At 40.9% G+C, this 15,393-nt stretch carries 7 protein-coding genes; 4 read left to right on the forward strand and 3 right to left on the reverse strand.

The window, feature by feature from the left end:
• Positions 1–427 precede the first annotated feature (427 nt).
• Positions 428–808 (reverse strand): hypothetical protein, encoded by a 381-nt coding sequence (locus H6571_01765; GenBank protein ID MCB9322442.1) that lies wholly within the window; start codon positions 806–808, stop codon positions 428–430.
• Positions 809–903: 95 nt separating this feature from the next.
• On the opposite strand from H6571_01765, the gene H6571_01770 reads away from it, so the two are divergent.
• The 4 genes from H6571_01770 (at position 904) to H6571_01785 (ending at position 11,364) form a co-directional block, all read left to right on the forward strand.
• A complete protein-coding gene (locus H6571_01770; GenBank protein MCB9322443.1) occupies positions 904–6,753 on the forward strand; it encodes a hypothetical protein in 5,850 nt (1,949 codons plus the stop codon).
• A gap of 13 nt (positions 6,754–6,766) precedes the next feature.
• Positions 6,767–8,830 (forward strand): fibronectin type III domain-containing protein, encoded by a 2,064-nt coding sequence (locus tag H6571_01775; protein ID MCB9322444.1) that lies wholly within the window; start codon positions 6,767–6,769, stop codon positions 8,828–8,830.
• Positions 8,831–8,856: 26 nt separating this feature from the next.
• Positions 8,857–10,563: a hypothetical protein gene (locus H6571_01780; GenBank protein ID MCB9322445.1), complete on the forward strand. Its 1,707-nt coding sequence runs from the start codon at positions 8,857–8,859 to the stop codon at positions 10,561–10,563.
• Between the two features lie 105 nt (positions 10,564–10,668).
• Positions 10,669–11,364, forward strand: a complete 696-nt coding sequence (locus H6571_01785) for a response regulator transcription factor (protein MCB9322446.1) — start codon at positions 10,669–10,671, stop codon at positions 11,362–11,364.
• A 43-nt stretch (positions 11,365–11,407) separates the two neighbouring features.
• Here H6571_01785 and H6571_01790 read toward each other — a convergent pair whose 3' ends face one another.
• Together H6571_01790 and H6571_01795 are read right to left on the reverse strand one after the other, a co-directional pair.
• On the reverse strand, positions 11,408–11,722 hold the full coding sequence (locus tag H6571_01790; protein MCB9322447.1) for an Hpt domain-containing protein: 315 nt from the start codon (positions 11,720–11,722) through the stop codon (positions 11,408–11,410).
• Positions 11,719–15,246 carry a response regulator gene (locus H6571_01795; GenBank protein ID MCB9322448.1) on the reverse strand — a complete coding sequence of 1,176 codons (3,528 nt, stop codon included), beginning with the start codon at positions 15,244–15,246 and terminating at the stop codon, positions 11,719–11,721. Before H6571_01795 ends, H6571_01790 begins: the two co-directional genes overlap by 4 nt.
• Positions 15,247–15,393: the final 147 nt, after the last annotated feature.

The raw sequence follows: 15,393 nt of genomic DNA on the forward strand, positions 1-15,393 counted from the left end.
TCGATATGGTAACCTTCTTAATCTTTTTTTATCTTTTTTAAAAAAATATTAATCCTTAGCACCTCGTAACGGCCGAACTTTGGAACCGTGGAAATTTATTTTCTGAATTTACAATCAATCCAATGGAGAAGATTTTGCGGCTATTCTTTAGAACCCATGCCACGCTGATCAATATTTCTTTTTTACTATTGTTGAACGCAGTGATGATATTGGTAATCATTCCCGAAGCTTCTCAGGGAGTGATAATGGGCACGGAGCAATCTGAATTGATAGATCGGTTTTTCTTTTTTACGTCTGCTGATTTTTACCCTGTAATTTCGGGATATGGAGATACTGGGAGAACCAATTATGTATTTATGCTCTTGACGGCAGATATTGTTTTTTCGATACTCTATTCTGTATTGTTGGTCTTTCTTGCGGTTGTTTTTTATGAAAAATTGAATTTTACTTCCCTTAAAAAATGGATATTTTTCCCTTTAATTTTCCCTGTAATTGAAGGGTTAGAAAATGTATTGTTGATTTTTTTGCTTGTTTCATACCCTGTTAAACACCCATTATTGGCCAATTTTTTGGGAGGATCAATTATGTTGAAATGGTGCATGCTGTTTTCTTTCCTCCTTGTATTTTTTTCGGGAGCTTTATTGACATTTATTAAATATGTTAAAAAAAAGGCTACTTGAACCAGGGGGCTGGCTCCATTCTTTTTACACTTTTTTACATTTTTTAAAAAAGGCTTTAACCTTCCAGGTTTTTCAATCCTATAATTTTGCTTTAGTGTTTGTAAACCATTATTGAAATGGGTTTTCAATATGCTGCATGGATTTTTTCAGGATAAAAAAAATAACTATGATTCATAAATTATTTTCTTGCAAAAGGCTAACATTCATATTCCCTATATTGCTTTTGGCAATAAATATCTTTGCGCAACAAGTCAGGGTATCCGTTAATATACCTCCTCCATACCCGATTCATCTGGAAGACTACTTTTCCTTTGGGAACATGACCGTCATCACCCTTACCAACCAGGGAAATTCAACGTTGAATCTCAAATTGATTACAACGGTAACCGATCACCAGGGAATTGAAGGTCACGTCAGGGATTCCTGGAGCCCTGTGCTTCCTGTTACACTAAATCCTTTTGAAGTAAAAGTGTTAACAAGCAACCTCCTTCAGGATCACTTCAATAACCTTACTAAAAATAATATTTCCGTTACAGGGTATAACCTCAACCAGATCATCCGCACAGAAACGCTCCCTGAAGGTTTGTATGAAGTTTGTGTAAAGGCATATGACGTCAGCACTAACCAGCAAATTTCAGATGATTTTGGATGTACCCAGCTTTTTCTTACCAATTATGATCCACCGGTAATCCTTTCTCCCGCAGAAGACGAAACTGTCAGTGCCCAAAATCCTCAATTTATTAATTTTATATGGACTCCTTCAGGCATGGCAGGCTTATCGCGGTATCGGCTTCAACTGGTTGATATGACTGCTACCGGGTTATTCAATCCCAATGATGCATTCCAGGGATCTACTCTCGTTCAGCCTTTTTTTGAAAAAGACAACCTTATTGCTACCATGTTTCCTTACAGTATCGGTGACCCACCGTTACAAGCCGGACATGAATATGCTGTAAGGGTAACAGCTTATGATCCACAAGGGAGGCTTGCTTTTAAAAATGAAGGCAAAAGTCCCATTTCTACCTTTACTTATAATTTCCAGCAAATGATAAGCTTGCCAGCGGGTTCGAATGCAGGCAACGCTCCCGGTAACCAAGACCTGAATTTTGTCAATAACAACAATAATAACCCCGATCCACCCAATGGGGATTGCGTATCGGCTACACTTTACGCTGGGCCAACAGGAGCTCCTTTGAGTGAAATTTCCAATGGAACGGATATTTCAGTGGGGTACTTTGTGATGAAAAATACGATTTTCAGCAAAAACAACGGAGGCTCATTCAATGGGACGGGCACTATTAAGATCAATTTTCTGAATACTACCATGAAAGTAGAATTCCAGGGCATCCAGGTAGATAATAATAATCGCCTCATGTCCGGCAAGATCACTGCTATGGTCACCTCGAACAGTCTTATTAATGACCAAATGTCTAAAGTGAAAACCGGGGTGATCGAGACCTTACCCGATGCCCAGGGATTGTATGAAAAATTACAGGCTGCCAACCGACTGGTAAGCCAGTTAATCCCAGAAAATCCTATTGATCTTCCGATTTCCTGGGATGGAGATCATTACAATGTAGGCATAGTGGGGTTTATCTTTGAGCCAACTGAAGCCTATCTAAATGCGGTGTTACCGATTGATGTTCCTCAATCCATGAATGGAGACTGGATCAACATCACGACGAAGGGTGTTTCCATCCATCCCAACGGTTTTGGTGCTGCAGAAATTAAAATCGCGCTGGTCAACGATCAGAATATTCAACTTTCCAATAATCTCTCCCTGCATATTTTAGGTGGGGAGAATCAAACTTTTGTGACCCTCGATTGTGATGGATTTCATGCTTTGGCCATTAAAGGCGCAGTGGAACTTTCCCGGAATATTGCCTTGCCTCTCGACAATGAGTACAAGGTCATTGCTGATGTAAATACAAAAGTAAAGGTTCCTTTTGAATTAAATGGAGGGGTTGATTTTGAAAATTTCATTCTGCCAGATCTGGAATTAAGTCATCCATTTACAGTGCCGGAAGCCCAGGACTTTGTCATTGAAGCAGGTGCAGTGACCTTTGATTTTGCAAGCTCTAAAAATAGTTTATCCTTCCAGAATGCATTCCCCGGAAAACCTAATGATTGGATCGGCTTATACATGAAAGAGTTGATGCTTACCTTGCCAAAAGGGTTTAAAAAATCTGGAGGAGGCACCATAAAGCTCAATATTTCAGACTTTATGGTGGACAAAATGGGGGTTAATGGCGACTTTTTTGCCGAAGGTACTCCGCTTGCGGACGGAAGCATTGCAGGCTGGGTCTTTGAACTTAAAAAGGTGGATGTCCAGATTAAGAACAGTAAACTTTCCGGTGGTGGTTTGGGTGGCCTGGTCAGGCTTCCCATAGGCGAGGCGGCGAACTTCGGTTTTTGGGCGCTGGTCCAGAAAGGAGGCGAGAAGGGAGCCAATTTTGCCTTTGAACTGGAAACTGCTGATCAGGTCGATGCAGATTTATTTCTTGCAAAAATTAAGTTATTCGAAGGATCAAAAATAACGATTGTAAAAAAAGACGGCAAATTTGAAGCATCAACCTCTCTCAACGGGGAGATCAGTGTCAAATTCGACAATAACCCTGGCAATAGTAATGTTTCCAAATTTAATTTACCAAGCCTGAAATTCCAGGAATTGGTGATTACAGGAAAAGACCAGGAGGGATTTGTTCCTGATTTTGATATGAAGTTTTTTGCCCTCAATAACCAGGGAAATATCCAGGCCAAACTCAGCACATTTGAATTGGGGCTAAAGAATCTGGCATTCAATAAAAAAACTGAAAACGGGCAAACCCTGGTCGGTTTATCAATCGGACTGGAAATTTCTTTATTCGGTGGGGAAAACAACCAATCTACCGGAGCAGGAGGCTCAACGGATTTTACACTTTGGGCCAATTTCAATAAAGAGCTCAAAATTTTTAAATACAAAAATGCACAGCTCAATGAGATAAGCGTAAAAGGAGACCTGGGAGTGGCTTACATTGCCGGAAAAATTGAGATATTCAATGAGGACGAAACATACGGGAATGGCTTCCGAGGTTCGTTACAGGCTGAGGTAACGGGCATCAATCTGGGCATAGATGTCAAAATGCAGTTCGGGAAAACCTTGCAAAATAAGGGGAATTACAAATATTGGTATTTTGATGTGATGGCAACTTTCCCTAATCCTGGTATTAACATTCCTTCAACAGTAGCTTCCATTTATGGCATAGGAGGAGGAGCCTGGTGTAATATGAGCCGACAGGGAGGCATGACCCAGCCACTGCCGCCCGATCAGTACACTGAGGTTAAAAAAGGAGGCCCGGCACCAACTGTTTCAGGGGTGAATTTTGTACCTCAAAAAGGAATTGGCGGGTTTAAAGCCAGCGTTCTGTTTGGAATCACCGGTAGCCAGGATGCATTTAATGGCGACCTGACATTTTCTATGGAGTTGAACACCAATAATTTATCGGTCAATTTTATCCGCTTTGAGGGCAGTGGATACGTGATGCAAGACGTCAACAAGAAACCGAGGTCTGAAGCGAGTGCATTAATACAGGTTCATGCAGAACTTGAAGTAAACATGATCAACAATCTGTTTTATGGAAATTTCGGCGTGGATGTTGACGTGTATGGTTTAGTGACGGGGTCGGGAGCTATAGCCATGCAGTTCCAATTGCCGGAAAAAGACGAGCAAGGTATGGTAATCGATCAACCTAATCTCAAGTGGTTCATAAAAGTGGGATACTGGACGCCGGGATTCAACCCTTTTGAGGACCCTAACCGAATAAAGGCTACCATTGGATTTGAGAATGCGGCTGCGGAATACAATCTAAAGTTCCAGGGATACCTGATGGCTGGGAACGACCTGCCCAACGGCTTACCACCTTTGCCTTCTTACATTTATGACCTCTGCCAAAGTCTTGGAGCTCCTGGACAAAACGATCTTCCAACACAGGTTGCTCAATCTCAAAATCTGGCTTTTGCCTTCGGAGCAGGACTTCAGTTCAACGCAGGATTTGATTTTAAAATTGTTTATGCAGACATGCAGGCGGAGGCAGCTTTTGATGTACTGCTTGGGAATGTTAATGCAAAATGTGATGGAGAGCCCATCGGGTTTAATGGCTGGTATGCCCAGGGCCAGGCATATGCCTATGTTTCAGGAGACGCCGGGATTTTCGGATTGTCCCTGGTAACCGTAAAAGCAGGGGCGGTGCTGGAAATCAAATTACCCAACCCGACCTGGGTGAAGGGCACGGTTGACATATACATGAAAATAGTGGGTTTTGATGCCGGCACCTACTCAGGAAACTTTGAGCGGGGAGAAAAATGCAATGTAGAAGTAGATATGGATCCTTTTGAGGGCACCAAATTGGTAAAGAAGATAACGCCCGTAAATAAATCCAAGGATATCGACCCTGTGAATCCTGATCTGACTGTTGATTTTTATTATCCCTGGAACAAATTTATCTCCGTTTACAACCCTTATTTGGGATACGATGAAACGTATATGTTTGATCAGGAGGTTTCTTTGACGGATAAGCAAGGGAATGAAATTCTTCACCAAATAGCCAAGAACGATAAGCGATTTACCATTAATCCCAAGGATAATTTGCTTCCACAAAAGGACTATCGCATAGTTGTCAAAGCCTATCTCAAGAATATTCTAAAGGGGACGATAGAGATTGAAGAGAATTACGTTATCAATTTCAAAACCGGCAATATGCCCGTTAAATTTGATATCAGTGATTTGGTATTCTCCTACCCACTGCCCGGACAGCGGTATTTTATGAAACAATCCTTTGAGGGTGGGCCTTCCACCGGAATGCTTAAGTTGAAGGAGGACATGTGTTATCTCATCAATGACCATCCAACCAAAAAAGCATATGCTGTGATTACAGATTTAAAAACACAGGATACCTATGAAGCTCCTTGTGATTGCGTGGGTAAAAACCAGGCCATGATCCGATTTGACATTCCTCAGGCATTAAAAAATAAAACAATTTATGAGTTAAAGATCATCATGAAGAAACCGCCCCAAAACAATAATCCTGGGAACGGAATGGTGCTTGATCTTGATTTTGCAGCCAACAGCAACGATCATGTCCTTTTTGACGGGCTGTATTTTCAAACGAGTAAGTACGATGATATGAATCAGAAAATAGCGGCGTGTAAAGTCAGTAAGGTGGGGTATATACCCCAAAGCTACGGATACAATTTCGGCAATTACAATTCAAGCAGTTATGACAATTTCAAACTTCCTGTCGTTTTACTGGAAGTGGGTGAAGCTTTTGAAAATTACGAAATAGCCTTTTACAATGTAATGATGGAAAACCAATACGGGGATATGGAAAGCCAGCAAGAAGGTCGATTCATAGCCTTAAAACCACTCTCCGGCTGGATGAAGCAGATGGACAATAAATACAGGAGTTTTACCACTTTGAGTAATGCACAAAAACAGAATTTATACGCGGCTATAGGAACGCTCCCGGTAAATATTAAGGTGAAAAGAGCTCCCGGTTTTCCATATTACGGCGTCGAAACCTTTGCTTTCAGAAAGCAGTTTATGGACGATGACTTTAAGTGGATGAAGAACCATTCCTATTATGATCAATTGCTTAGGGCTGCGGGGGCATTGGACGGAAAGGAAACCCTGCTTAAACCCCAAGATCCTTTATCCGCATCGGAAATCAATGCAGCAAAGGGGAATGGCGGGAACGGCATGTACCTCAACTTAAACCTGCAGGCTAACAATAACAACGGAAATGGCATGGTCAACAATAACCTGAATTTTAATCAGGGAGGAACTGCTTATTTCCCAATTATCGATTTTGCACCCCATTTGGCAACGATTGACAAAGCAAAACTGGACGTAAAATTGCTGAGCAAGGCAGCTGCTAACAATAAGTTTTATGTTGCCTATAACCTCATAAAAAGTTTGGGTTGGCCTACTTATCCTTTAGGTGGCAAACAGTTTGAGTTTAATATTTGGGAGCCCAGGAAAATAAATGGTAAGAAGTATAAGCAATATCCTTTTAGTTATTCGATCACTCAAAATTAATATGGAAAGCACCATGAAATTAATAAAAATTGCACTGTTAATCTGTCTGGCTTTTTTCCCTGGTCTGATGCTGATGGGGCAGACTGAAGAATCTCCAAATTTAAGAATGATTGGCCGCTATAATAATGGAAAGGTGGAGCTCAGATGGTTTCCCACCTCGGCTGCCAAATGGCGATTGGCCAATCAAAACGGATATATCCTTGAAAGAATGGAAATGACTGATACAGACTCAGGAAAAGGATGGGTGAAATTGACAAAAGATGCCATTAAACCCATGAGTATGGATCAGTGGAATAACTCGATGGACATGACCAATAAATATGTGCAGGCCACGGCAAGAGCCATCCATGAAAAACCTGAACCTCCCAGGCAAAATGCTGAAATTGAAAAGTGGCTGGATTATCAAAACCAGGAAACAGGTCTATATACTTTTGTGGTGCTGTCCACCAATATTGAGCCCGAGGCGGCTCTTGGCGCTGCCATGCGTTTTGAGGATCAAAATATAACTTCAGGCCATCCTTATGCTTATCGTTTAACGATCAATGAAACCCGAAATCCCACCGCCCAGGATACTGCATTGGTGATTTTAGAGGATACCAGAACGTCCTATGTCCCACCATCTGTTTATGGACTTCGCCTGGAGGAACACGAACAAACCCTTAAATTATTCTGGGAGGCTGAGAACAATGACCGCCTTTTTGGTTTATACCATATAGAGCGATCCACAGACAAGCAAAATTTTAAACGTGTAACAGACTTACCCATTTATCTTGGAGCAAAAGATGCTACCGAGCACATTTTTATTGATTCTGTGGAGAATTACCAAAGGTATTCCTACCGGGTCATTGGCATCACCCCTTTTGGTGATGAAGGGAAAACTTCTGAAGTTGTTGAAGGTATGGCCCGGGATTTTTCTCCTGCCGTGGGAGCAACAGAGATTAAAGCAAAAGGAAACAGGCAGGCAGTTGACGTGACCTGGAACCTGTTGGTGAAATCGCCAGATCTTTCTGGTTTTTACATTGGCAGGGGGCCAAATGCCAATGGACCGTTCGCCTATATTAATGAAAAATTATTATCTCCTAACGCTCGCTCTTTTAAAGATGAGAGCCCACGGGCAAATGAACCTTTTTATATTGTTCATGCAGTGGATACGGCCGGTAATGTCAGCCCTGCCTTCGCGGCCATGGCCAGTGTTTTTGATGACGAACCCCCTTCAGCCCCGGTTGGACTTTATGGAGAAATAGATACATTGGGATTAGTGACTATTCAGTGGAAAGAAAACAGAGAGTCCGATTTAATGGGCTATCACGTATTTACCGCGAATGGTAAAAATGATGTTTACAGACCATTGACCAGTCGGCCTGTCCACAGTGCTTCAATCAGGGATACGGTCAATATGAAAAACCTGGATAAGGAGGTTTATTATAAGATCACCGCGCTTGATTATAACAATAATCCTTCAGGGTACTCGGATGTATTGGTATTAAAAAGACCAGATATCATTCCTCCTGTTGCACCCTCCATTTACAAATATGAAGTTGGAGAGGGGACCGTGAACCTCATCTGGCATAACAGCCCTTCTGACGATGTTAGTCGACACAAATTGATCCGAAAAAAAGAAGCTGCAAGGGAGTCTGTCGAATTGGTTAGCTTTGAAAACAAAGAGCTAACGTCTTTTGGCGATAAAGGATTGGAAGCTGGATCGTCTTATCAATACACCCTCATCGCTATGGATGAAGCAGGAAACCAAACGACCTCTGTTCCTTTATTGGTCACCGTTTATGACAAGGGAGTCCGGCCAGCTGTCCAACAATTTACCGCTGAAATGGATAAGGAAACCAAAACCGTTAGCCTCAGCTGGGTCTATGATCAGCCTTCCAATGATTACAGGTTTGTCATTTTTAAAGGCAAGAACGAAGAACCATTAAAAAGTTTTAAGTCCACAGGTGCGGATCGGACCACTTTTCAAGATTTAATACTTTCAGAGGGAATATATAAATATGCCATTAAGGTTATTTATCCTGACGGCGGCGAGTCCGGACTAAGTGAAACAGTTCAATTAATGGTAGGGAGATAGACTTCCGAATAATAATATACATCCTAATGAATAAAATATCCCGTTTTTTCATAATTCTGCTCTGCTCAATGGGCTCTTTAAATGCCCAGGACATTGAGGGGTTGAATCAGGCAACACCCTTTGCATGGTCCGGAGCCCTCGCTGTTCAAACAGGATTTTACCAAGCTAACGGAATTGGAGATCGCTCGCCGAGTTCTATCTGGAGCTTAAGCAGTAATATGAATTTCACTTTGTATGATCAACTGAATTTGCCTTTTTCATTTACGGTGGGGCGTTATGGCACCCAGTCCAGTTATCCTACTTTTGGTCAGGTTGGGCTCAGTCCCAGTTACAAATGGGCGACCCTGCATTTGGGACACCGAAATATGACTTTTTCTCCTTACACTCTTGCCGGGCATACCTTTTTGGGAACAGGTATAGAGATCACCCCCGGAAAATTTCGATTTTCGGCCATGTATGGAAAATTGCGCAATGCAGCTGAAGTAGATACCACCTATTCTTATGTTCAGCCATCTTTCAAGCGGTTGGGTTATGGTTTTAAAATCGGGGTGGGCAATGAAGAACAATATGTGGATTTAATACTCTTTAAGGCAAAAGATGATGCGCAATCGCTGGTGGAGTCCCAGGAATCGATCACTCCTGCAGAGAATTTGGTTTTAGGGGTAAGTGCTCAGTTTTCGTTGTTTAAAAGGGTATTTGTGCATTATGACGTAGCGGGTAGTATTTTCACCAGAGATATGAATTCGTTAGCCATTTTCATTGAGGATACTCCAAAGGTTTATGAAACCTTTTTGAGTAATAATTTCTTTGAAGCCAAAGCATCAACCCGAACCAACCTGGCCAATAAAGTCAGTATCAATTATCAACATCCAAAGGCTTTTAACATAAGATTTGAATATGAACGCATTGATCCTCAATACGAAACCATGGGAGCCTATTTTTTTGCCAATGATCTTGAGCGTCTCACCCTGGGGTCTTCGATGAATCTTTTTAAGAATAAGGTAAGCCTCCGGGGAAGTTATGGTATTCAGCGGAATAACCTCCTTAAAAATCGGCTCGAAACCACCCAAAAAAACATAGGTTCTGCGAATCTAGATATCCATCCCAATGCCCAATTTGGCATGAATGTGAATTATTCCAACTATTCGATTTACCAGGAAGCAGGCAGGTTTGATCTCAATGATACCGTTGCTTTCAATCTGGCCACCACCACAGTAGGCATTGTTCCCCGACTAAACATTCAGCGAGCTAATATTATCCACAGTTTTTTTATCAACGCCAATTATCAGAAGAGTAACCAGGACAACGATCTGTTTTTTGGAAAAAATCAGGATTTTGAATCCCAAATGGCTTCCTTAAATTATACCCTAGTTTTGCTAACTTCTCAATTTACCCTCAATACTGCGATCAATTATCATGCTTTTTCTGTTGCCGGTACGACTACAGAACTCCTGGGGGGGACTCTAGGAGTAAATTTGTCGTTCCTTGAAGGGAAATGGACCCTGGGGCTTTCAAATTCCCTGAATGCACGGCATTTGAATGGAGTAGGGGATGGCAATACGTTCAATGCCAATCTGGCGATTAATTTCAGACCATCAAGTGCCCATTCATTAGGGCTGAATGTAGGGTGGCTTAATAATTTTTTAACTGCGTCAAATGATTTTTCAGAAATCAGGGGAGGACTGGTTTATTCCTACCTCATTGGCCCTGCCGGCAAAAAAACACCGAGGTAAATTTTTCCAAGTATTAAAAAGTATTAAAAAACGTCAATTTCAGGTTAGGATGTTTAGCCGTCGTCCAGTATTTTCGTACCTTAAATGGGCAAAACAACGAAATACATGAAAATCACTCCGCATATCCTACTCGTGGACGACGATTTTAATTTTAGTGAAATTACTCGCGAATACCTTGACGCTAAAGGGTGTAAGACGGTATTGAAACACAATGCTGACTCGGGGTTGTTGGCCTTTAAGCATGAGCATTTTGATCTTTGCGTCCTGGATGTTAAAATGCCAATGAAAAACGGTTTTGAGCTGGCAGAGGAGATACGGGCCCTGGATGGCCTTGTCCCCATCATTTTTTTGACCGGACAAACCCACAAGGAAGACAGAATAAAAGGGTTAAAACTAGGGGCTGATGATTACGTTACCAAGCCGTTCAGTATGGAAGAACTATATTTACGCATCAGGAATATTTTGAAACGCACGCAATTTCATAGTGAAGGAAAACAGGAAATGGAAAGGTACCAGATTGGCCAATTTAGCTTTGATGCAACCTCCAGGCAACTGTTTTTTTTAGAAGAAACAATCAGACTTACTGCCATTGAGGCCAGCCTATTAAAAATGTTCTGTGACAATGAGAACGGACTGCTGGAGCGCAACCTTGCTTTAAAAAGAATTTGGGGTGATGATGACCTGGTTCGAGGACGTAGCCTCAATGTCTATGTTTCAAAATTGCGTTCATTTCTGAAAAGGGATAAAACCATTGAAATCCTAAATGTCCATGGAATTGGATACAAAATGGTAGTCATGTAAGTTGTCTTTTTTACATTACTATGTTGCATTCCCAAATAAATCTTCAAATCGTTTCGATTACCTCCTGAAGCATTTTTGATAAATCAAATAAATAGATGGGAATGCTGTCCAGATCATCTTTTTCGTCCGCGCATATTTCCAAATCTGAAGCAACAGAGGCGATCTCGATTAAATCCAGGTATTTGGCTTGGCTCTTAATGCCATGCGCAATAATCGAGATGTTTTCCCAGTCTGATTGATCCATGGCCTCTAAAAGAAGATCTAGCTGTTTCGGCATCTCTGTCTTGAACATTTCTAAAAATTTATGTACAAGTTTATCATCATTACCCAATAGAGACCTTAATTTTTCTACATTCATTCCGTTCCTTTCTTTAGGTATTTGACTATTTTGTCCAATAACTCATCACTATTTATAGGTTTGCTGATATAATCATTCATCCCGGCCAATTTACAACTTTCAAGTTGTTCCGGAATGGCATTGGCTGTAACAGCAAGGATGGGTATGGCACGTTTTTCCTTGTTTTCATGTTTTCTGATCAATTGGGTAGCTTCCAATCCATCCATCACGGGCATTTTGACATCCATCAATACCAGATCATAATTTTTTATACTAATCTTTTCCAGGGCTACCTTGCCATTATCGGCTAAATCGATTTGCGCATTTGGAAAAGATTTTTTTAATAATTCAACCGTCAGCATCTGGTTGAAGAGCGTATCTTCTGCAATGAGAAACTTGAATGGGTCGGTAATAATTGAGGTAGCAGGCTGGTTTTTATCGGATTGCTCCCCTGTCACATCAAGGGCAAATAACAAGGTGAAATAAAAAATTGAACCATTCCCTTCTTCACTTTCTACCCAGAGAGTGCCTCCTTGATCTTCTACCAACTGCCGCGAAATGGACAATCCAAGTCCAGCCCCTTGAATAATTACTGATTGTTCATTTTGAATTTGCCTGAAACTTTCAAAAATTTTCTCATGGTTCTCTTTTTTTATGCCTATCCCGGAATCTTTCACGCAGAAAAGAATTGTCACCCCGTTTTTGGATGTTTCTTTTACAGAAACAGAAAGCCTAACCCTTCCTTTTTCTGTGAATTTAAAGGCATTTCCTAATAGATTCATCAGAATTTGGTTGAGTCTTGTTGCGTCACCAATAAGGCGCCGAGGAACGTCCGGGCCTATTACGATATCAAAGTCAAGTTTTTTTTCAATAGCCCGAAAAGAAAAAATATGATGCAATTGGTTCAGTATTATATCCAACTCAAATCCTCTGTTCTGGTAAGAATAATGTCCTGATTCTATTTTCGATTGGTCAAGAATGTCGTTGATGATTACCAGCAGATTCTCCGCCGATTGCTGAACGATCTTAGCATATTCATTTTGTTTTTCATTCAGATTTGTATCCAGGATCAGCTTACTCATGCCTACAATGGCATTCATGGGAGTCCTTATTTCATGGCTCATATTGGCAAGGAACCTAGTTTTATATAAGGCAGAATTCTCGGCCGCTTTTTTGGCTTCTGCCAGTTTTTGCGTGTGTTGTCTGCTGCGGTAAACCATATAAGCGATACTGCTCAAAACCAGACAAATCAGGGTGTAAAACCAGTTGGATTGCCAATAAGGGGGTCTGATAAAAAGCTTAACGCTTAATGGGATGTCGGCCCAGATACCGTCCGAATTGGCGCTAAGTACTTTAAAGGTATATTCGCCAGATCTCAAATTGGTATATGTCGCATCTTTCTTTTGCCCGACGTTTCTCCAATCTTTATCAAAGCCTTCAAGCATAATCCGAAATTGATTCCTTTGAGGCTTGTAAAAGTGTAGTGCCGAATATTCAAAAGTAATGACTTTGTCGTTCGCCGTAAGAAAAATGGTATCAACAAACTCTTCCGCTTCGCCAAAATTAACGGCTTCATTATTTATTTTAAAACCCGTTAAAACCGCCCTTGGTGCAACCAGATCCAGCTTGATACTATCAGGATGAAAAGTTAATATTCCCTTGATGGCGCTGAAAAATATTCGCCCGTCTTTTCCTTTGTAACCTCCACCATTGGTAAAACCATGTGTTTTTTCCATGCAATAATAGCTATGGAAATTTCGGGTTTTCGGTTCGAATATCGATATGCCATTATTGTCGGCGATCCATACATTGCCTTTGTCATCCGTTTCCATGGCAGCAATGCCGTATTGGAACAAACTATCGCTTTGAGGGTAATTGAAAAAATGTTGAGCGCCGTTTTTTAGGAAACTCAACCCATCTTGAGTGCTTACCCAAAGCCCCTCGGTTGTTATAGACATATTCGTAACCAAACCTGGTAAAATAGTTAGCGAATCTGAGGGATTATTTGTAAGATAATGAAATTGTTCGTTCCGTTTATCGAATTTAGCCAATCCACCACTGTTGAGCGCTATCCAAAGATTCCCGCTGGCGTCTTCCAAAAAATGACCTAACCCATCAGTTGATATACCCTGGTTAAAGCCATCATGTGTGAACCACTGTCCGGAGGCGGTTTTTTTATTGTACCGGAAGAGCCCTCTTTGTGAAGTATACCAAATGAGGTCTGAATTTTGGTTATCTCCCAAAACATAAGGATAATCGTTATAATTTTGCTGTCCTAAATCGATAAAATCATGCAATTGACCTTTGGGGCTATTGAATACATAAAGGCCATAGTTTCTCATGGCCAACCACAATTTATTCTGCTCATCAAGATAAAAAAAGCGAATACCGGAATATTGATTTTCATTTATGGGAGGGGCTATAAATGACTCCGGTGCAGCGTTTAAGTTTTTCCTGTAGAATACACCTCTCATGGTATTGGTCCAGATACCGCCGTTTCTGTCTTCATTGATTCGGAGGATGTAATTTTGTAAACTTTCGGAGCCAGGATTGTTTTGGTAAAGATGAAATTTTTCAGCTTTCAGATTGGTTTTATTGATCCCATTGAAAGTGCCGATCCAGAGATTTGCAAACCTGTCAGTGGCCAAAGAATAAGTTGAATTGACGATGAGACCATCGTAATCGAGCGGGTTACGTGAATAACGCCTATGTACCTGATGACCAGCCAAGTCCCAACTGATCAAGCCTTCATTTAATGAGCCAATCATCAGAAATCCTTTCGGATATTCCACAATAGCTGAATAAGTATCATTTCGAATGTCCTTGGGCAAATCGAGTTGAAAAACTTTTTGTTCATTCGGTTTATAAATCCAGATCCCCTGGTCCTTAGTCGTAATCCAGATATCTCCCTGGCGATCTTCCCATGTGGAATTCAGGTCTACCGGACCGTCATGCACTTGTTTTATGTTGAGAAATTGGACTTTTTCAATAGAAACGTTTTTTGAATCTATTTTATATAGACCATTACTGGAAGTTACCCAAATATTATTCCGGCTGTCTTCCATAAATTTCGGGGAATATCTTCCTCCAAGAAAGGATGGAGTATCCAACCTGATAAAAGACTGTTTGGATTCATCAAACAGACAAATTCCTTCAATGGTTCCTATCCAAATTCGATTTTGAGAATCTTCAAAAATATCGCGAACACCATTGTGAATTAAACTGGTTTGATTTTCAATGACATGATAAAATCGCTGAAATTGTTGGGTGCGGCGATCCATTAAGTTAAGTCCGTTTCCGGTTCCAATCCAAAATCGCCTCTTACTATCTTCGAGTCCAGCGAAAACCCAGGAGGAGGAAAGGCTGGTGCTGTCCTTTTTATTGTTTTTAAAAAATTTAAGCTGATTCCCGTCGTATTTTACCAATCCTTCATTGGTGCAAAACCACATGAACCCTTCCGAATCTTCAAAAATATCAAAGATATGCTCCAGTTGGAGTCCGTTCTCCTTTTCGAGGCGGTCGAAATGTACCTTCTCTTGTGACATAAGCTTTATACACAGGAAAAGAACAAAAAAAAGCAATAGATATTTTTTAAACCCCAAAAGTTCCTAATTCTTGAATTAATTAATTAATTAAGCAACTTAGCAATTTTTACTTAAAACAAAGTGCCTGTCAAACTAAATCAAAGAATT

Source organism: Lewinellaceae bacterium (assembly GCA_020636105.1).
Taxonomy (GTDB): Bacteria; Bacteroidota; Bacteroidia; order Chitinophagales; family Saprospiraceae; genus BCD1.

Excerpts from the sequence above, each read along its gene's own strand:
- H6571_01775 (MCB9322444.1), top strand. The coding sequence starts at position 6,767 with ATGAAATTAATAAAAATTGCACTGTTAATCTGTCTGGCTTTTTTCCCT.
- H6571_01780 (MCB9322445.1), top strand. The coding sequence starts at position 8,857 with ATGAATAAAATATCCCGTTTTTTCATAATTCTGCTCTGCTCAATGGGC.
- H6571_01785 (MCB9322446.1), top strand. The coding sequence starts at position 10,669 with ATGAAAATCACTCCGCATATCCTACTCGTGGACGACGATTTTAATTTT.
- H6571_01790 (MCB9322447.1), bottom strand. The coding sequence starts at position 11,722 with ATGAATGTAGAAAAATTAAGGTCTCTATTGGGTAATGATGATAAACTT.
- H6571_01795 (MCB9322448.1), bottom strand. The coding sequence starts at position 15,246 with ATGTCACAAGAGAAGGTACATTTCGACCGCCTCGAAAAGGAGAACGGA.